General features: G+C 46.7%; 16 protein-coding genes. 7 read left to right on the top strand and 9 right to left on the bottom strand.

What is annotated here, in order from left to right:
- The first annotated feature begins 13 nt into the window (after window positions 1–13).
- From GO003_RS18175 to GO003_RS18150, 6 genes are all read left to right on the top strand, one after another.
- The gene (locus tag GO003_RS18175) at window positions 14–691 is read left to right on the top strand and encodes a hypothetical protein (RefSeq protein WP_159656880.1); all 678 of its coding nucleotides are present in this window, start codon (window positions 14–16) and stop codon (window positions 689–691) included.
- A gap of 207 nt (window positions 692–898) precedes the next feature.
- Window positions 899–1693, top strand: a complete 795-nt coding sequence (locus GO003_RS18170; protein ID WP_159656882.1) for a SapC family protein — start codon at window positions 899–901, stop codon at window positions 1691–1693.
- 440 nt (window positions 1694–2133) lie between these two features.
- Window positions 2134–4287 carry an HlyD family efflux transporter periplasmic adaptor subunit gene (locus GO003_RS18165; protein ID WP_159656884.1) on the top strand — a complete coding sequence of 718 codons (2154 nt, stop codon included), beginning with the start codon at window positions 2134–2136 and terminating at the stop codon, window positions 4285–4287.
- Between the two features lie 12 nt (window positions 4288–4299).
- Window positions 4300–6447, top strand: a complete 2148-nt coding sequence (locus tag GO003_RS18160) for a biotin/lipoyl-binding protein (protein WP_231089069.1) — start codon at window positions 4300–4302, stop codon at window positions 6445–6447.
- Window positions 6448–6482: 35 nt separating this feature from the next.
- Window positions 6483–8480: a preprotein translocase subunit SecA gene (locus GO003_RS18155; protein WP_159658780.1), complete on the top strand. Its 1998-nt coding sequence runs from the start codon at window positions 6483–6485 to the stop codon at window positions 8478–8480.
- A gap of 19 nt (window positions 8481–8499) precedes the next feature.
- Window positions 8500–9330 (top strand): efflux RND transporter periplasmic adaptor subunit, encoded by an 831-nt coding sequence (locus tag GO003_RS18150; protein WP_159658779.1) that lies wholly within the window; start codon window positions 8500–8502, stop codon window positions 9328–9330.
- A gap of 247 nt (window positions 9331–9577) precedes the next feature.
- On the opposite strand, the gene ltrA is transcribed toward GO003_RS18150, so the two are convergent.
- From ltrA to atpD, 9 genes are all read right to left on the bottom strand, one after another.
- Entirely contained in the window at window positions 9578–10906 is a 1329-nt protein-coding gene (gene ltrA, locus GO003_RS18145) for a group II intron reverse transcriptase/maturase (protein WP_231089068.1), read from the bottom strand.
- Window positions 10907–11536: 630 nt separating this feature from the next.
- Entirely contained in the window at window positions 11537–12388 is an 852-nt protein-coding gene (locus GO003_RS18140) for a F0F1 ATP synthase subunit gamma (protein WP_159654953.1), read from the bottom strand.
- Window positions 12385–13866 (bottom strand): F0F1 ATP synthase subunit alpha, encoded by a 1482-nt coding sequence (locus tag GO003_RS18135; RefSeq protein ID WP_159654951.1) that lies wholly within the window; start codon window positions 13864–13866, stop codon window positions 12385–12387. Before GO003_RS18135 ends, GO003_RS18140 begins: the two co-directional genes overlap by 4 nt.
- A gap of 21 nt (window positions 13867–13887) precedes the next feature.
- On the bottom strand, window positions 13888–14637 hold the full coding sequence (locus GO003_RS18130) for a F0F1 ATP synthase subunit delta (RefSeq protein ID WP_159654949.1): 750 nt from the start codon (window positions 14635–14637) through the stop codon (window positions 13888–13890).
- Window positions 14638–14709: 72 nt separating this feature from the next.
- Complete coding sequence (locus GO003_RS18125) at window positions 14710–14979, bottom strand: ATP synthase subunit c family protein (RefSeq protein ID WP_159654947.1); 270 nt, start codon at window positions 14977–14979, stop codon at window positions 14710–14712.
- Window positions 14980–14988: 9 nt separating this feature from the next.
- Window positions 14989–15648, bottom strand: coding sequence for a F0F1 ATP synthase subunit A (locus GO003_RS18120; RefSeq protein ID WP_159654945.1), 660 nt, complete (start codon window positions 15646–15648; stop codon window positions 14989–14991).
- Between the two features lie 8 nt (window positions 15649–15656).
- Window positions 15657–15929: an AtpZ/AtpI family protein gene (locus tag GO003_RS18115; RefSeq protein WP_159654943.1), complete on the bottom strand. Its 273-nt coding sequence runs from the start codon at window positions 15927–15929 to the stop codon at window positions 15657–15659.
- Complete coding sequence (locus GO003_RS18110; RefSeq protein ID WP_159654941.1) at window positions 15926–16336, bottom strand: F0F1 ATP synthase subunit epsilon; 411 nt, start codon at window positions 16334–16336, stop codon at window positions 15926–15928. Before GO003_RS18110 ends, GO003_RS18115 begins: the two co-directional genes overlap by 4 nt.
- Window positions 16329–17714 carry a F0F1 ATP synthase subunit beta gene (atpD, locus tag GO003_RS18105; protein WP_159654939.1) on the bottom strand — a complete coding sequence of 462 codons (1386 nt, stop codon included), beginning with the start codon at window positions 17712–17714 and terminating at the stop codon, window positions 16329–16331. The genes GO003_RS18110 and atpD overlap by 8 nt, the downstream gene beginning before the upstream one ends.
- An 866-nt stretch (window positions 17715–18580) precedes the next feature.
- Here atpD and GO003_RS18100 point away from each other — a divergent pair.
- Window positions 18581–19918, top strand: a complete 1338-nt coding sequence (locus GO003_RS18100; protein ID WP_159654937.1) for a glycoside hydrolase family 5 protein — start codon at window positions 18581–18583, stop codon at window positions 19916–19918.
- Window positions 19919–19950 lie beyond the last annotated feature (32 nt).

Here is a 19950-nt window from a genome sequence, read left to right as displayed (position 1 = left end):
TGTACTGAGCGATATGTATAACAAAGATTTTATATTCAAGGACTGTGGGTTTGACTGGCTTCCGGATTACCTTATCAAGGATAATTTATTTAACGTTTCCTACGATATTGACACGGAAGTCATCAAGCTTTATATATTGGATGAGACAAAAAGTTTCTTATATAAAATCAGTCACGAAGAGATCAGCAAGCAATATGAAGCCCTAAAATATAAGGCGGATCCTTCCAGATTGTCGGCCTTTTTAGGAACGGAATTTGATGATCGGACAATTCAGATTGATACGGTTGAAGACAATGTTTACTACCTGTACATAGAAGAAGCCCCGCATGCCGATTACACCGGTTTTCTCGATGCGGTCTGCTCTAAATTCGGGATCAGCAAACCCTGGTTTGTGGCTACCGTCAATAGAATCAACAAACGGCAGATTACGAACATGTTCGAGTGTTTTAAATACCGGGCTGTTTCCGGTGTTAAAGTGCCATTTGAGTCTGATAACTGCAAACTGTATTCAAGACCTTTCAAGCTTGGCAATTCTTATGAATTGGGCAATAAAGCCAGGCAATTTATGACCCGGTTATATGGCTGTGATGAAAGATGTCTGGAAGCTCGTCTTCGCTATTTATGGGTTTCCACGGAAATGTTGACGGATCGGATAGTTCTGACTACGCAATACCACGAATTGGTCCATTAGGCATTGGCTAAAAGTTTGTAAATCAAGGTGATACACCGTGCAGGTTGTGGTTGGCGATAGCCAAACCAACATTTCAAGACCATGGCATTAATTGTTGAGTTGCGATTAGCCTAACCTACGCCGAATAATTTCGATCAGGTTGGTATAAAAATACAAGGAGACGGATAGTATGGATTCAGTAATTATAATTAATGAGGAAATGATTTAATGAGCACACAGTTATTAATCTATGAACGAGCAGTACCCTTATCGAGCCAACGCCACAAAGGCTGGTCGGTGAAAACCGGCGCCGATTATGCTTTTGCCCGGCAGGTTAACTCGGTGCCCTTGGTGGCCGTGGAATTCCCTCACGCCGCAGCAGAATACAGTATTGTGTTTGCCGGCAATGATGAAGCAATGATGCCCGTCGTCATTCTGGGAATGCGGGAAAATGAAAATCTTTACCTTAATGAATCAAATGCCTGGACTGCAAAGTATATCCCTGCATTTATCAGACGTTATCCTTTTGTTTTTTCCAGTAACGAAGATCAGTCGACTTTCACGTTGTGCATAGACGAGGAGTTTGCCGGGTATAACCAGGAAGGACGCGGTGAGCATCTGTTTGATGCAGATGGCGAACGCACGCAGTATCTGGAAAACGTATTGCGCTTTGTTAACGACTATCAAGGTCAGTACCGCCGGACACAATTGTTTTGTAAGAAATTACAGGAACTGGATTTATTGGAACCGATGCAAGCCCAGTTTACGCTGAACTCCGGGCAGCAATTACGTTTGGCGGGATTCAAGGCTGTCAACCGTGAGCGATTGAAAAATCTGTCAGATGAACAAGTAGCCGCACTTTTTAAGACGGATGAGCTGGAATTGATTTATCTGCATTTACAGTCCATGAAAAATTTCAGTGCAATGGTGGAAAAAACGGCTGCACATATTGCCGATCATCAGGAAGCTGCAAAACCGGCTGTCGATGAAGCCGCTGCACCCTCGAAAGAAGAATTGCATTAAGTTTGACTGGGTGAGGAAATAAATCGATAGGCCATAGTGTAGTAGCGGGCCATGCCCGCTCCTACAAATAACGGTTAACTTAGAGGCATTGGAGCTACAGGGAGCGTTTCATGCGTCCTTTGAAATCAAGCACCGACACCCAATAAAATGGCAGGGGTAAGCAAATAAGGCGTTCTCCAAACGAATCAATGAATGTTCCCTTGCGTCACTTCTTGAATAAAGCCGATCAAAGACAGGTTTATTTCAAAGGTTTGCTTTCTTTAACCTGAGCTAAAAATCCCCCGCTTGTTTTTACAACAGAAGTCACTTACCTTTTTCAGTTAACCGGCCTGCAACATGATTGATGAAAATTACACCCTGTTTAGCCATCAGTTTGATCAGTGCCAGTTGCTTGTTATTTCAAGCGGCTTACTGATAAATGTTTTAACTTGAACGCAGGCATGGATATCAATCAGCAATCACAAAGTAAGGAGCTTCGCAATGAAGCGCGTCTGCCTGTTGAACCCGGTTGTACGGTCATCATTCATTGCGATGATCATGAAGTCATCGGCACGATAGAAAATAAGTCCGGATCTGGATTGCAGGTCCGTGTTGCAGAAGCGTCAAAATCCCATCTTGAAAAGTCCAATTTTCTGACCATGACTTACAGCATGCCGTTTGGTCTGGTAAGTCAACGGGCACAAGTTTGCTGGATCAAAGCAGGGCAAGGCGGCGGACTGTTGTCCGGTGTCGCATTTCTTGAATCCGATACGGATTTTCAAACGAATTATCAAAAATTATGGAAGCAGTTTAACGAAGCAACCCGCTTGGAAACAGCGGCCGGTTACTGGTTAAGGTTGCAATGTGCAATGCTGAGCGGGGTTACTCGCGGAGTCGTGATTCTCGGAAAACCGGAAAGCGGTTCGTTTGTTCCCATTTCTTTTTGGCCGGAAGGGCAAAGAGGCTGTTTGGGTTTGACTGATGCCGCCGAACTTGCGTTGCATGAAAGGCGCGGGGTTTTGAGAAACCAAGGTCAGCGCGATCCGGGATTAAACATACCGGTCTGTCATATCGGCTTCCCGTTAATGCTGAGTGAACAGCTTTACGGTGTGGTGGCCTTTGAAATCGTGGCACGTTCCGAGCCTTTAATGCGTGCCAGTATGCGCCATTTGCAATGGGGGATAAGTTGGCTGGAATTGTTTATCCGGCGCGAGGAAGGAAAAAAATATACCCCTGAAAATCAGCAGTTAGTCACTGTTCTAGAGTTAATAACCGCCAGTCTGGAACATGAAAAATTTCAGGCATCGGCCACTTCCGTAGCAACAGAACTCGCCACTTTACTAAAATGCGACAGAGTCAGTATTGGTTTTCTGAAAGGTAAATTCATCCAGGTGAATGCACTTTCGCACAGCGTCGATTTCGCCAAAAAATCCAGTTTGATTCAAAGCATAGGCTTGGCTATGGATGAGGCGCTGGAGCAAATGGCGTCTGTGGTTTATCCGTCACTGGATGAAAATAGCGTCCAGATCAGCCGCTGCCACGAAAAGCTGTTGCGTGATCAGGGTAGTGGCAGTGTTTGCACCATTCCATTTTGCAGTGCCGGTGAGGTCTTTGGTGCGCTTACGCTGGAACGGCCTCCGGGCAGTTCTTTTGAAAGGCACACAGTGGAATTATGTGAAACCATCGCATCCTTAGTCGGACCTATTCTGGAAACCAAAAGAAAGGAAGATTTATGGCTGGGGCAAAAAGTATGGGTTTCCATCAAGCGCGTTTATGGCCAATTAGTGGGACCCGCGCATGGTGGACTGAAGCTGGGCGCCGTTATCGCGCTGGGAACCCTGTTGTTTTGTCTGTTCGCTACCGGTGATTACCGAATATCGGCCGATACGCAACTGGAAGGTGCTATTCAACGGGTCGTTGTGACACCTTTCGACAGTTATATCAAGGAAGCCTATGTGAGGCCCGGTGATCTGGTCAAAAAGGACACCTTATTGGCCAAACTGGATGACACCGACCTGATTCTGGAAAGAACCAAATGGGAAAGTCAAAAAGAACAGTATCTCAAAGAATACCGGGATGCATTGGGTCAATCCGAGCGCAGTAAAATCAGTGTGCTGAATGCTCAAATTGGACAAGTGCAGGCTCAGCTGGCGATCACTGAAGCACAACTGGCAAGAGTGCAATTGAAAGCGCCGTTTGATGGCGTGATTGTCTCCGGCGACTTGAGTCAATCATTGGGTGCGCCATCGCAGCGGGGAGACATCCTGTTTGAAATTGCGCCGCTGGAGGATTACCGGGTCGTTTTGAAAGTGGATGAGCGCGATATTACCGATATTGTGGTCGCCCAAAAAGGTGAGCTGGTTTTAACAGGGCTTTCGGAAAAAGTCATTCCTTTCGTGGTCAATAAAATAACACCGGTTTCAGAGACCCAGGAGGGGCGCAATTATTTTCGTGTTGAAGCGCAACTGGAAAATAAGCTGGATTTTTTAAGGCCGGGCATGGAGGGCGTGGGTAAAATTCGTATCGGTGAACGTAAAATAATCTGGATATGGACAAAAAATCTGCTGGATTGGTTGCGCTTGTCATTATGGACCTGGTGGCCGGAAGGCTTATAACGGAGAAGCACCATGTCTGAATCGATGTTTAGTTCTTCCTGGTATCGAATTTCCGGTTTGCAGCCCCGGTTAAAAGGACATGTTCAAATTCATCGGCATCACTACCGGGGGCAGCTCTGGTATGTCTTGCAGGATTTTTCCAGCAGTCTTAATCATCGTTTTTCTCCGCAGGCGCACTACATCATATCGTTGATGAACGGGCGGCGACATTTTCAGGAGATATGGGAAATAGCGCTTGAACAGTTGGGCGATGATGCGCCGACCCAGGATGAAATGGTCAAGCTGTTGGGGCAATTACACAGCAGTGATTTGTTGTTATGCGATGTTCCGCCCGACACGCTGGATCTGTTTCAGCGGTATGAGCGGAAACAGCGCAGCAAATGGCTGCAAAAGATCAAAAGCCCTTTATCTATCAGGTTTCCGTTGTGGGACCCGGATGCTTTTCTCGATCGCTGGCTTTTTTTGGTTAGACCCTTGTTTGGCTGGTTCGGTGCCTTGTTGTGGCTGAGCGTCGTCATTACCGCTTTAATATTGGCAGGTGCTCATTGGGTTGATCTGTCCATGAATGTGTCCGACCGGGTATGGGAGCCCGGCAATCTGGTGCTGTTGTTTTTTGTTTATCCAGTGGTAAAGCTGCTGCATGAATTGGGTCACGCCTTTGCTGCCAAGGTATGGGGAGGCGAAGTTCATGAAATGGGCGTTATGCTGCTGGTTTTTATGCCCATTCCTTATGTTGATGCCTCCAGTTCGTGGGGTTTCCGGGATAAAAAAAAACGGGCCGTTGTCGGTGCGGCAGGGATGGCGGTCGAATTATTTCTGGCTGCTTTAGCGTTATTTGTATGGCTAAATGTGGAGCCGGGCGTGGTCCGGGCCATTGCCTATAACGTGATGTTATTAGGCGGTGTTTCGACCCTGTTTTTTAATGGTAATCCGCTCTTGCGCTTCGATGGCTATTATATTTTTGCCGATCTGATTGAAATTCCCAATTTAGGCAGCCGCGCCAGCAATTATATCGGCTATCTGTTTCAGCGTTATGTCTTCGGATTAAAGAATCTGACCTCTCCGGTGAGCGCTAAAGGCGAGCGCTTGTGGTTTCTGATTTACGGCTCGGTGTCCTTTTGTTACAGGATGTTGATTACGTTTTCGATCACCTTTTTTGTCGCCAGCAAATTTTTTCTGATAGGCATTATCCTCGCTCTATGGGCGGTTGGAACCATGATTTTGGTGCCATTGGGAAAAAGCCTGCGGTTTATTTTCAATAATCCGATGGTTCAGCAAAACAGGGTCAGAGTCATCGCCACCAGTGCGTCTCTGGTGCTGACGGTTTCAGGCTTTCTGCTGTTATTTCCTATGCCTCTAAATACCTATGCGCAAGGTATTGTCTGGTTGCCGGAACAGGCGAAAGTGCGCGCCGGAGCTGAAGGTTTTGTGGTTCAACTGAAAGCGCGGTCCAATACCGTTGTTCAAGCGGGTGACGTACTTGTAGAGATGGATGATCCTCTGTTGAAACTGAAGAAAAATATTCTTCATTACCAGAGGGAAGAATTGCAATCAAAACTGAATGAGTTCCGGGTCGAAGACAGGGTTAAAGCACAGATCATTGAAGAGCAGATTAAATCGATCGATGCTGAAATGGCGGATTTGACCGAACGCATCGATCGTTTGACGGTAAAAAGCGAGAGTCACGGTGTTTTTATCGTCCCCAATGCCGAAGATTTGAAAGACCGTTTTTTGCATAAGGGCGATTTGGTGGGCTATGTTGTCAATTACCCCATTACTACTGTTCGTGCGGTGGTCACGCAAGACAATATCGGTTTGGTCAGAGCACACACCGGCAAGGTCGAAATGCGTTTGGCGGGGAACATCAGGCAACTGTCCTCGGCCGCGATACTGCGTGAGATCCCTGCAGCCTCGGATGTTCTGCCCAGCGCTGCACTGGGTTTAACCGGGGGTGGGACCATCCCTGTCAAGCCGGCGGATGAAAAAGGCGAAAAGGCCTTCGAGCCTGTTTTTCATCTCGAACTGGCTTTTCCGCCCGGTACTGAGGTTAAAAACATCGGTGAACGGGTTTATATCCGCTTTGATCACGGTCTGGAACCGTTGGCCTTGCAATGGTACCGCTTAGGCCGCCAGTTATTTTTAAGAACGTTTAGTGTTTAGTAAAACTGTTTTCAAAGAACAAGGGCAAATCTTTTATGGCAAGCCGATCCGTATTTAAGCCCGGTATTTTGCAGGGCTTGTACCCTGAAAAAACCAGTCGGCAGGTCAATTTTCTTGACAATGCCTTGTTACGGGCGGGTAATTTTGCCAATCAAACGTTTAAACATAATCAAAAATCCTTATCATCAATTGCCGTAAAAATAAAAAAACAGGGTGAACAATTCGAAAAGCTCAACGACAGTGAGCTTCAAAGCCGCATCAAACAGATTAAGTCGGCCTTGCATCTGAAAGGTTTCGAGGATGACACAATGATCGACGCTTTTGCCATGATTCGGGAAATTGCAGGGCGTCATTTGTCCATGCGTCATTTTGATGTTCAGCTGATAGGCGGCTGGGTCATGGTGAAAGGCATGATCGCTGAAATGGACACCGGTGAAGGCAAAACCTTAACGGCGACGCTGCCTGCCTGCACAGCCGCTATGGCCGGTGTTCCGGTGCATGTGGTTACCGTCAATGATTATCTGGTGAAACGTGATGCCGAGTTGATGGGGCCGGTTTATCAGGCGCTTGGCTTGAGCGTGGGAACCATTACCGAAAATATGGATTTTGCAGCCCGTCGGGCGGCTTATGCCTGTGATATTACCTATTGCAGTAACAAGCAGTTGACCTTTGATTATTTAAAAGACCGCCTGGTTTTGGGTCGAAATAGTAGCCGTCTGCACCTGCAATTGAATAATTTATATGCAGAGCAGCACGTTAAATCAGCTCGTTTATTACTGCGAGGATTGTGTTTTGCCATAGTGGATGAAGCCGATAGCGTGCTGGTCGACGAGTCGCGAACACCGCTGATACTCTCCAGAGAAAAACAATCGCTTCAACAGCTTTTGGTGTATCAGCAAGCTTTGCAGATAGCCGAACAACTTAAAGCCGGTAAGGACTTTTTGATCAATCATCGTAATCACGCCCTGGAATTGACTGAATCGGGCATTCTGCGCGTCGAGCAGATGGTTGAACCGTTATCGGGCATTTGGTCCTCGGGCAGACGCAGCCGCGAACTGGTAGTGCAGGGTTTATCCGCGCTGCATTTGTTTTTGAAAGATATTCATTATCTGGTGAAAGACGGCAAAGTGCTTATTATCGATGAATTTACCGGGCGGGTTATGGCGGATCGCTCCTGGGAAAAAGGGCTGCATCAAATGATAGAAACCAAGGAAGGGTGCGCGATGAGCGATCAAAAGGAAACCATTGCCCGGATAAGCTATCAGACTTTTTTTCAGCGTTACCTGCATTTGGCGGGTATGACCGGTACAGCCCAGGAGGTGAGGCAAGAACTTTTCTCGGTTTATCGGATTCCGGTCATCAGAATACCGCCCAATAAAGCGATTAAAAAAAAGCAACTGCCGACACAATACTATGTGACGGCTCAAAAAAAATGGGAAGGAATCGTGCAACGCATCTGTGAAATTCATCAACAGGGCAGGCCTGTATTGGTAGGGACCCGTTCGGTGGAAGCGTCAGAATATTTGGGTCAGTTATTGTATGCGCGAGGTTTACCGCATCATGTTTTGAATGCCAGACAAGATGCTGATGAAGCCAGTATTGTTCAGAACGCCGGAACCCGGGGAGGCATTACGGTCGCCACCAATATGGCGGGGCGAGGGACCGATATCAAGCTGGCGCCGGGAATCAATGAATTGGGCGGTTTGCACGTTATCGTTTCGGAGTGTCATGAAGCCCGGCGAATTGACCGGCAATTATTCGGCCGTTGCGGCCGTCAGGGTGATCAAGGCAGTTATGAAATGGTATTGTCTCTGGAGGATGAAATTGTGAAAAAATACGGTTCCTCCTGGCTAGTTAAGGCTTTGAAAAAAATGGGCCAACGCAACAGGTCAGGTTATCGATGGTTGGCTCACGCCTTATTCAAAAGAACACAATCCCGGGCAGAGCGTCATCATGCGGCGATCCGTGCCGCATTATTGCAAATGGATTTAAATCTACAGAATCTATTGGCTTTTTCAGGTAAGGCGGAATAGGGATTTCACTGTGAACAAAATGCATCAAAATTTATTGATTATTTCTTTTTTGATAGTAACCAGCACGTCTATTCAGGCTGATGAGCAAAACGCTCTGGATTGCCTGATCGAACCGCATGATGTGGTTGAAATCAGCAGTCCGGTACAAGGCATTCTCGAGACGGTATCCGTTGAGCGCGGCGATACGGTCAAAAAAGGGCAGATTGTCGCTAAATTGAAATCGGGTGTGGAAGAGTCTAATGTTCGACTCATGAAAGCACGAGCCAAAATGGAGGGTGATATTCATGCGCGTAAAGCCGATCTTGAGTTAAAAAAACATAATTCTGAACAGTTGGAATCGTTATATAACAAAAAGCTCGCTTCTCTTCATGAGTTTGAAGATGCCAAAACGATGAGCGTGATAGCCGATTATGAACATAAAAAAGCGCTGGAACTCTATCATGTCGCGCAGCTGGAATTGGATCATGCTCAGGAAATTCTTGATCAACGCCATTTAAAGAGCACGGTCGACGGCGTGGTGGTCGAACGGTTGAAATCTCCCGGTGAATACGTGGAAGATCAACCCGTGCTAAAAATCGCGCAAATCGATCCGCTTAACGTCGAGGTGATTGCCCCCATCCATATGCTGGGGAGTATTCAGGTGGGAATGGACGCTGAAGTGACAGCGGAACAGTCGGCAGATGCTGTTTTTCATGCCCGCGTGATTGTTGTCGACCCGGTCATTCACGCATCCAGCGGTACCTTCGGTATCCGATTGAATCTACCCAATTCGGATCATAAGATTCTTGCAGGTCTTAGATGCAAGGTTTATTTTAACAAAGGGAACGGATCGGCTTTACCCAAAACCTGATTTTGACAGGCTGACTTATCTTAATATCTGCAGGAGCGGCCAAGAGGCCGCTACTAAAAACTTACCTGATTAGCAAGATGTTTCAAGCGCCCGTCATGCCCGTCGGGAAACGGGCATCCAGTGCCATGGATGGTAAGCTTCGAGCTATCCATGTGACCTGATAGGGGTAGGGAAGGCTATTAACCTCCCCTCCCTCCGAACCGTGCGTGCGGTTTTCCCGCACACGGCTCTCCAGTCGAGAATTTCCTCATCGGGATTGACAAGCTATACGATGAGCCTCTTTCATGGTGAAAAGCCCAAGGTTAGCAAAATACGCATTTGGCATCAGTTGACTTAGGTGTATTGAACGTCCAAAACCTGATTGTCCGGTTCTTTGTTTATTTCTTAGGCTTCGCAAGCGCCGCCTTATGAATCGGTCAAGCTTTGGAAACGTCCATTCATGAGCGTGTTTAAAGTAGTTGAACCAGCCTATAAGCATCGCATTAAGGTCTTTTATAATCGTTGCCATGCTGTCACCACGTGTCCTTTTGGTCTTCCTTCTGATTTTGTCTTTTAACGCTTTTAGGCTTTTCTTTCTGACCCAGCGCTTACCCGCCTCAAACCTATACCCCAAAAACTCAAAGCCTTGACCTTCTTCCAAGCAATCCCCCACATGGGTTTTGTCTGGATGCAAGGCCAAACCCTTAGCATTGACCCATTGCTGAATCAACACCAGAGCACTGTGAGCTTCTTCCTGGCTTTGACAGAGAATCACAAAATCATCTGCGTATCTGACCATCGTGTAACCGGCTTGAACCATCCGTTGGTCTAATGAATGCAAATACAGGTTAGCCAACAACGGACTAATGACCGCCCCTTGGGGCGTGCCCGCGTTGGGTGTCCAGCGTTCCAGTCCAGCCATGATGTCTTGTTTCAAATACGCGTGTATCAGTTGCAGAACTTTACCATCGCTAATGAGCTTTTCAACTTCAGCCATTAGCGGGGCATGAGGAATGGTATCGAAGAAACTTTTCATATCCGCATCCACTACCCAGGTTTGACCTGCTTTCAGGCCTTTATGGACTATCCTTAGCGCATCTTTACAGCCTCTTTGTGGCCTGAACCCGTAACTGTGTTCGACAAACTCGTTCTCGAAAATGGGTTCAATCATCATTTTCAGAGCTGTTTGCACAATTCGGTCTTTAACTGCTGGAATTCCAAGTGGTCGCTCGCCACCTCCTGCTTTTGGGATAAACACCCGTTTGACCGGAAGTGGTTGATAACTACCCGCCTTTAACGCTTGTTGTAGCTCTTGCAAATAATGCTCCTGCTTCAGTGCAAAACGTTCCACACTCATCCCGTCTACACCATGGCTGCCCTTGTTTCTTTGCACTTGTTGCCAAGCCGCTTGTAGCGTTGCCATCGCATAGACTTTATCCATCAAACTAAACCATTTGCCGCCTTTTACGCCGTTTTCCAGCGCTGTCAACATAGGTTTCGTCCATAGTGATGCTTCTACCCACGACCAACGGTCGTAGCTGTCTGTTTCTTGTTTAGTTGTTGCCAACACTGACGAAATAGCTTGTCTCAGCTGCATTCTATGTAGTCCTCCTCTTTCTCTTCCTGCCCCCCTTCGCTCGTCACGGCTTTGCTTACCGTGATTTCTTCAGTCTATTGGACGTGTAACAGAGAGGCGTTTCACACAACGTCTTGTTGTTGGAGATTTCTTTTCCGCTTCTCCAGGGAGCGACTTCTTTTTCTCTCTCTGTCAATCTACTGAGTCACTACTATGAGGGCTCTGACTCCTGCCACCGTCACCTCAGCGGCAGGTCTCCCCACTTACTTCAACTTACCTTCCTGACATTCCGCTCCCAACCACTTGGTAGGCCCAGTTATCGTTTCGTTCGCCATGTCAACGTAACTGATGATTTTCAGGCTTCGTCATGAAATCGCAGACTCGCCGCCTTGCCCTGCCGAATCGGATTCGTTATCCTACGGACTGCCTTTTCGCTTCCAGTTGCTCTCCACCCCATTTCGCAATGACGCAGTTACTTTCAGCTACGGCGTTATGGCTTACGCCGACAGGGACTTCCACCCTGTTGATAAATTGCCCTCGTGGGCGCACGATTCCGGCAATCCCTGCCGGAATGACGCGTCAGAATAGTTAGCTGAAACATCTTTATAATCAGGAAAACTTATAGACGACCATTGATGCTGTTTGGGGCCATTAATCTGATGTCTTGCTCAAACCCTCATGCAAACCACTTTCTGTATTGAGCAGGATGACCTCAATCTCTTCAGTGATTTCTTCCTGACGGTAAATTTGTGATTTACGATGCAACTTGAACGTTTCTGTATCTACGTGCCTGACGGCTCCTTCCAGGTGCTGAAGGCGCAGGTGATTTTCTGCTATGAGAGAAATATAAAAGATTTCGTGTAATACAGCGAATAAGTAGTGGTCTATCAAACCCAGGAAAAATGCGTCAGGATCAAGCGTCAATAACGGCCGATTATTGGCCAGGGGTTTACGTTTAAGTTGGGGATAAAAAGGGGGGATAAGTTGCCGCTGTCTGATGCTTCGGAATTCGTTTTCATGGTAGATGACTGTCAAAGCCAGAGTGCTGTAATTTTTTTGCAGTGAATTAATCGCCGCAATCAACCGATTGAGAGCAGCCGGTACTTCTTCAACTACCGTTGCGCCTTCAATAGAGGCAAGCAGATTCAGCTCATGCTCAGAAAATTTACTGAGCAAGCGGGTGCCAATAGCAATGATACCCCGGTTTGCCTGCACTGGAATCGCGCGTATCAATTGTTCATTAAAATCGCCGCAAAACCCCCGCTCTGTCCCTATCAAAACGTAAATATGCGTCATATCCGTTTCATCCGCTTTAAGCCCCGGATAATGATCCAGAAAATCAAGCGCTGCCTGTTCAATATTTGCAACCGCACAGCCTTGAATGATCTGGAAGCGGGCTAATTTATGGATTTCGATCAACGCGAGATTTTTCATCGAATTTAAAATACTGCGTATTTCGTTCATTTGCCCAATATGCAGTTGCAGTTCGCGGCTTTGGCTCATGTGGCTTGGGCCTCCGCAATTGGTTTAAACCACTCATCAAGAGCTCCTCGCCATTGCTCTTCGCTGCTGTCAAGAGTCAGGCCCGATGTGTGCGAGAACTGTTCAATTTTGCTGAGCCTTGGCCCAATTTCAGACAGGTCAACGGCATCGAAATAACCGCCATTGAAGCTTTTTAGCCAGGCAAGCTGAAAGAGATTGCTCAGCGGTGACAGCCGATCTTGCTTGAGTATTTCCCGCAAAATTCTGCCGCGTTTGATGCGCTCCTCCATCGAGGCTTCTAGACGTTGCCCGAAACGGGTGAAGGTTTCCAATTCCAGAAACTGCAGGTAATCCAATTTCATTTTACCGGCTTGATCACGAATTGCTTGGTGTTGAGCTTTGCCGCCAATCCGCGAAACCGATTTGGTAATATCAATCGCCGGACGAAACCCTGAAACGAAGAGGTTGCTGTCCAGATAGATTTGGCCGTCGGTAATTGAAATCAGATTGGTGGGAATATAAGCCGAAATTTCCCCTTGTTGAGTTTCGACAATAGGCAACGCGGTCATGCTGCCGCCGCCGTTTTTAGCATTTAAGCGCGTCGATCGTTCCAGTAATCTGGAATGGACAAAGAAAATATCCCCCGGATAAGCCTCTCTACCCGGCGGACGACGCAATAATAACGAAAGTTCCCGGTAGGTTTTGGCGTGGGTGGATAAATCATCGTAAATAATCAGCGTATCTCTGCCTTGAGACATCCAATAATCGGCCAACGCGCAACCGGCAAACGGCGCGATATATTGCAGGCCCGGCAATGCCGTAGCCTCTGCAACAACGCAGACCGTATAATCAAGCGCGCCTTGTTTCCTTAAAATGTCTATGGTGTTGACCACGGCTGAACGTTTTTGACCGATCAACACGTAAATGCAGATAACATTCTGATTTTTTTGATTGATCACCGCGTCAATGGCAATCGAGCTTCTGCCTAGGCCTTCATCGCCTATGATTAACTGACGCTGACCTTTTCCTATGGGTATCAAGGTGTCAATAATTTTGATGCCGGTGTACAAGGGCTTTTCAACAAAATCTCGCGCCGTAATGGCTGGAGAGGCCTTTTCAAGATTTTCTCGCATTAATGAGGTGGGGGCAGCCAAACCATCGAGCGGCATACCCATAGGATCAACAATCCGGCCGATAAATTCGTTGCCGACGGGAATACTGAGCGAATGTTTGGCCAGGCGAACAGACGTCGCGGCCGTTAGATATTCTGTTTCATAGAGTAAGATTGCACCTATCCTGTCACGGTTAAGGTCAAAAACCATACCTCGGCTGCCGTCGGCAAAAATCAAAACATCTTCAATTGCGGCGGAAGGCAAGCCTCTGATCCAGCTGATGCCGTCGCCAATGGAAACGACGCTGCCTTTTTCTCTGACCCGCAGGCCCGGCTGATAACTGGCTAACCATTCAGATTGTTGATCAAGAACACGGGTTACAGGCATGTGCGGATACCGCTGTTTGACTTACACGATTTCATCAGCAAGCTCTGCAAATGCGCTTAATTCGTGTTGAAGATTCGCATTTAACTCCCACGAGCCGATATCGATACGCACGCCTGCAATTAATTCCTCAGCTTGAAAATATTGAATGTTGATAGTGCCATCGATCAATGCGTTAAGTTTTAGTTCGAGTTGTTCGCGAAGCTCATTAGGCAGGGGGTAAGCACTGCTTATTTTTATGGGTATGGATTTTTCGGTTTTCAGCAGATGAAGTGAAGAACTGCATTCATCCGGTAAAGTTGATAGCTTATCGATTAACAGGCTTGTTAATTTTGCTTCCAATTCTTCAGAAGCCGTTTGTTGCAGCAATAATGCGGCAAATCGGGCGCCGTTTTTTAAAGCCTGTTTTTCTGCCAGCATTTTGAATTCTTCTTGCTGGCGGGATACCGTTACCTGTAATTTCTGCTTTTCATCCTCAAGATCAGTAACCAGTTTATTCAATTGCAGGGTTCTTTCCGCTTCAATTTGTTGATTAAAACTGTCTAAAGCAGCCTGCTTTTCCTGCTCCCACTGCTGTTGCCGGTTTTGATACTGGTCGCGAAGCGCTTCGGCCTGTTGCCGGGTCGTATTGGCTTCGGAGACGGTCTGGTCGATAAAGCGCTTGCGCTTGGCGATAACCTCCAATAAAGGTTTATAAAACAGCCTTTGCAGCACCCACAGCAATATCAGGAAATTGAATATTTCAAGAAAAAAGGTCGAGACGTTAAAATCCATAAGCATTTGATGACGGGTGAATCGTTAAAAAGCATTAACGTGCAGTTCCGTGATGTTGGAATTTTCGGCTTTTCACTTATTAATAATGTACTCAAGCAGCGGATTTTTGAATAACACAATCAAAATGATCACTAAACAATAGATGGCCAGCGATTCAATCATCGCCAGGCCTATAAATAAGGTGCGCATAATCGAACGTTCCGCTTCCGGTTGTCGGGAAATAGCTTCCAATGCTCTGCTGATCGCATTTCCCATGGCCAGCGCCGGCAACATGACACCTAATGCAATACCGATGATTGCCGCAACACTTGATCCAAGTACGATAATAGAAATGTCTGACACGATAGTTTCCTATGAGTTAGGTTGTTGAGACTGCATGGCACCGGCCAGATAGATCAAAGCCAGCATGCCGAAAATATAGGCTTGCACCAAGGCTTCGATGATGTGCAGCATCAAAATCGGAATAGGGGCCAGAAAACCGGCCACCAATAAAATTAACATAGCAGCCATTTCCAGGCTCATGATATTGCCGAACAGGCGAATGGCCAGTGCCAGCGTTCGGGACAATTCACTGATCAAATGAAACGGTAATAAAATCGGGCTGGGTGATAAATAATGACGCAGATAGTTTTTCAAGCCCAGATTTTTGATGCCAAACCAGTGTGCTGAAAAAAACACCAGCACAGCCAAGGCGCAAGTCACTGACAGATCACGGGTGGGGGAATGCAAGCCGGGGATCAAGCCAACCAAATTGGCAATCAGTAAAAACAACCAGAGAGTTGCAATGAAAGGCAAAATCTGCCGGCCGTGTTGTGGTGCAACGGCAAGAATGGCTTCATCAATGGCCGACACGATAGTTTCTACAGTGGTTTGCACAGAATCCGGCAGCCTTTCCAGATGTCGCGTCGAAATCCAGGCCAGACAGGCAATGACCAGCATGATACCCCATGTGGTTATGATAGAACCACTTATCATCAGCAGACCTAAGGCAACATAAAACTCGTTTTCCATGGGTATGCCTATAATTCTTTAATTAAAAAATAGACATTGGCAATTCCTATCAGGACACCCAGAAACAAAAGGCTCAGTGTCCAGCGCATCGAATAACCGGGTACGCCGCTATCCAGCCAATGCCCTAAATAGGTTCCGGCCACAATGGGCAGCACCATGACTAAACCCAGCGTGCCGATGTAAATAGTCTGCGACAATAAATTGGGTCGGTCTTTATCCGCTTGTTTTATCCGTTTTATCTGACTCTCAATCTTTTTTTTCAAATGCAGTCGACTGTTCATAGCAACTCCATCGATTTCCGGTTTAGTGCCATCATCCGCTTGATCATGGCTTGCTCAAGGTTTTTTATTGATTGCCGTGTTGCCTGAAGATTCTCTTCTTCCTTGAGCAACTGTTCTTCCAGTAAGGCACTGATTTTTTCCAGATCGCTGTCAATTATAAAATGTCGGGTGCTCACCGTTAATTCATTATTGTGAAAATAAAGCACGCCTCCGGGTAAACCCAGGTATTGCCAATCACTTTGCGTCTGTCGGAAACGCGCCAAACCAAACACCAGGACAGTCATAAAGCGGTCATGATTGGGCAGAATGCCGAAACTACCGGAGGCATCTTCGCCCATGAAGGAAGTGACGCCGGCTATCCTTTGCTCATGCGCAGCATCATAAAGTTGAAGTACGAAATCAGTCATGAGGCACCTCCATTCCTCCGCGCATATAACATTGCTCTTCGGAAAGATCATCGTATTTTCCGGAAAGGAAGGCGTCGCAATCGTCAAGTGTTTTGCTCAAGGGTACCGACATACCCGCCTGTTTGGTGTGATCAGCTAGCACCGAGAAAGGTTGGGTCAAATAGCGTTGTAATTTACGGGCACGCAGGATGATTTTTCGATCATATTCGGACAATTCCTCAATGCCCAGCATCGCAATGATATCTTCCATTTCCCTGTACTTGGCCAAGTGTTCTCTTACTCCCTCCGCCACCGCATAATGGCGCTCACCCAACGTCGTTCTGTCCATTAATTTACTGCCTGATCGTAAGGGATCGACGGCAGGGTATATGCCTTTGCTCGCCTGGTCTCTGGATAGCACTACAGTGGTATCCAGATGACTGAGTATCGCACTTACGGCAGGATCGGTCATATCGTCGGCCGGCACATAAACCGCTTGTACCGAGGTGATTGCACCTTGCCGGCTGGAAAGGATACGGTCCTGCAACTCAGCTACTTCGGTTGTCAATGTAGGCTGATACCCTACCGTAGCCGGCATTCGTCCTAATAAACTGGAGATTTCACTTCCGGCTTGTACGAAGCGAAAGACATTATCGATCACAAAAAGTACTTCTTTATGTAAGGTATCACGCAGATACTCGGCATAGGTCAAGGCCGAAAGACCCACCCTGAATCGAACGCCGGGTGATTCATCCATTTGTCCGAAAACCATTAGCGTATCGTCCATAACTCCGGCACGCTGCAACTCTTGCCATAATTCATGGGCTTCACGGATGCGTTCGCCTATTCCGGCAAAGACTGAAACACCTTTATGAATTGACGATATCGCATGAATAAACTCCATCACCAGGACGGTCTTGCCCACCCCGGCTCCGCCGAATAAACCGGTTTTACCGCCTCTGACAAAGGGGCAGAGTAAATCAATGACTTTGATTCCGGTTTCCAGAATACCGGAGATGCCGATTGATTCGGAAAGCGGCAAAGGTTTTGCGTGAATATTTCTGAAATTTTGCTGAGGCAGGTCAGGCCCCCCATCCAAAGGTTCACCAAACACATTTAATAAGCGGCCCAAACAAGACTCGGAAACAGGCACATGCAAGGGTGAGCCGGTATCAAAGACGATCATGCCTCGGCGTAATCCGGCAGTGCCATGAAGTGTAATCGCACGCACCAGTTTTTCGTCCAGGTGTTGATGAACTTCAAAAAGATAAAGCGTATGGTCGAAGCGTGTGCATAACGCTTGCTTCAGTGGCGGTAAGCGGTTGCAATCGATAACAACCACGGGCCCATGGACTTCGATAATAACCCCAATGGGTTGGTTGTCATTTTTAAAGTGCATGTTTAAGCCTGTTGATAATAAGTTACTGACTTAAAGTATGTTTATGATTGCCCCAGAGTTAATGCTTCATCGATCAAATCATCAATGGCAAAAATTGAAGTCATGGCAGGCCCTCTGTTAAATGGTTGTTGTTCCGACCTTTCTACTCTCATCGTAACACACTCGGGATTTTAAGCACGTCATAGCCTTTTTGATGGCAGCAATTCGCAGTTTGAACTTTTATGTGGCTTTGAGGATTGGCGTAAGCCTTGCGAGGTACGCCGGAGACCCATCCGTGTGGGCTTGGCGGCAGCATCCCTGTTGCCGACATCCTCGCAAATCTTAAGCCTCCCCTTTTTTATCGTCAAACGCGAATTGCTACTTTGATGTCTCCTGGCGCATAAACAAATTAGCCTCTAAGCCCTGATGGCCAGTTAGCCCAATCAGAATATACCCATCCCCGTTGCCTCCTTGGGCACTGCCGAAATTTGAAGTGCGAAAGGTATATAACCCTATTCGCATACCCAAGCACGAGAGAGATATGAATTGATGAGTTTGTTAAGGTACCTTTTCGCGTTAGTATTTGAAAGGACATCAACGCCGTACCGGGTCCACACCAACTATTATCGCAAACATAGCTTTTGATAAAGGGCAAACCACCTTTAAGCGGTTCATTGATTGGCCCTTTTGAAGGGCTAACAAAAATAAGCCCCTGGCATCGGCGTGAGTGATTAAACTGTCGCCTAATAGGTGCCATTCCGTTAGACTCTTTAGTTTTAACAAAACTCTTGTCGAATAAAAGTTCATACCTTCATTGATTTGACATATTAGTGAAATGGAAAATTTGCCATTTTGGACTTTTGGCAAAAATAGCCATAGTGATATTTATGAAACTAAAATCTGATTTCCTCTCAATTTTACCTAGAATCCCCGTTTTACTCTCGACCTTGATAATATTGTCCCCTTTATGTTGTTTCGCTTCCGATTTTCTTAAAGTCGATGGCCCGGATATCAGAGACAATTATGGTGAAGGTAAAAATGTTCATCTTTACGGCACCAATCTGGGAGGTTGGAGGGGGCACGAACCCTGGATGTCGCCTTTAACCGGTGCATCAAATGAATGGGATGCGCGAAATATTCTTACCGATCGTTTTGGTAAAGATGCTGTCTGGGAGTTATATAACGCTTACTGGGATTCATGGATCACAGAAATTGATTTCAAGAACATCGCCGAAGCCGGCCTCAACTGTATCCGTTTGCCAGTCTATGCGTTTAATCATATGGATGATGAGGGCAACTGGAGACTGGACGATACAGGCGCCATTGATTTATCCAGGATTGAATGGACTGTAAACAAAGCGCTTGAGTATGGGCTCTACACCATACTTGATCTGCATGGCGCGCCGGGTTCACAAAACGGAGCCCATCATTCAGGACGGCAAAACGGTCCGCTGCTTTATTCCACCCCGCTTTATCAGAATCAACTGATAGAATTTTGGGAAACCCTTGCCACGCGTTTTAAAGACAATGCCGCTGTGGCCGGTTATGACCTGATAAATGAACCCTCCGAAACCTTTCCAGGGAGGATGGGGTCTGAGGTAGTTAACCTTTATGACTCCTTGTATCAGGCTATCCGAGCGATTGATCCCGACCACATCATATTTATGGAAGCAATTTGGTGGTGGGATACGCTTCCGAATCCCCAAGAGAAAAATTGGGAGAATGTCGTCTATTCTTTGCACTACTACCAATGGCAAAACAATGAAGATTTTACAGTGATGAAAAATGCTGTGGATGGGTGGATACAGGAAGCTCAAAATTGGGGTTCAAAATATAACGTACCGCATTTTATAGGGGAGTTTACATTGTTCGCTAATGCCGATTCCTGGGATTACGGACTTCAGCAATTTACAGAAACCGGCAGCCACTGGACAACGTGGACTTATAAGGTGATGGGACGCAATAACTGGGGCATGTATAACACAGAAGCGCAAAACAGCAATGTTGCCGATATTGCTTCGGATGATTTAAACACGATAAAAAACAAATGGAGTCAATGGAATACACCCGAATATTTTTCTCCCAACCCTACCGTCATCAACGCCATGCGAAAAGCAACCTTAGGCCGAGACTTGAAACGGCCTACTGAAGCTTTTACTGCTAAATCTGAAAAACTGGCGGAAAACAGCGGTGACGTCGCTGAGCCAATCGCCGCTTTTGATTAATTAAGTCCATGCTGATTCTTGAGGGGGTAGAG

This window comes from Methylicorpusculum oleiharenae (assembly GCF_009828925.2).
Taxonomy (GTDB): Bacteria; Pseudomonadota; Gammaproteobacteria; order Methylococcales; family Methylomonadaceae; genus Methylicorpusculum; species Methylicorpusculum oleiharenae.
This window is presented reverse-complemented; position numbering and strand designations above follow the sequence as displayed.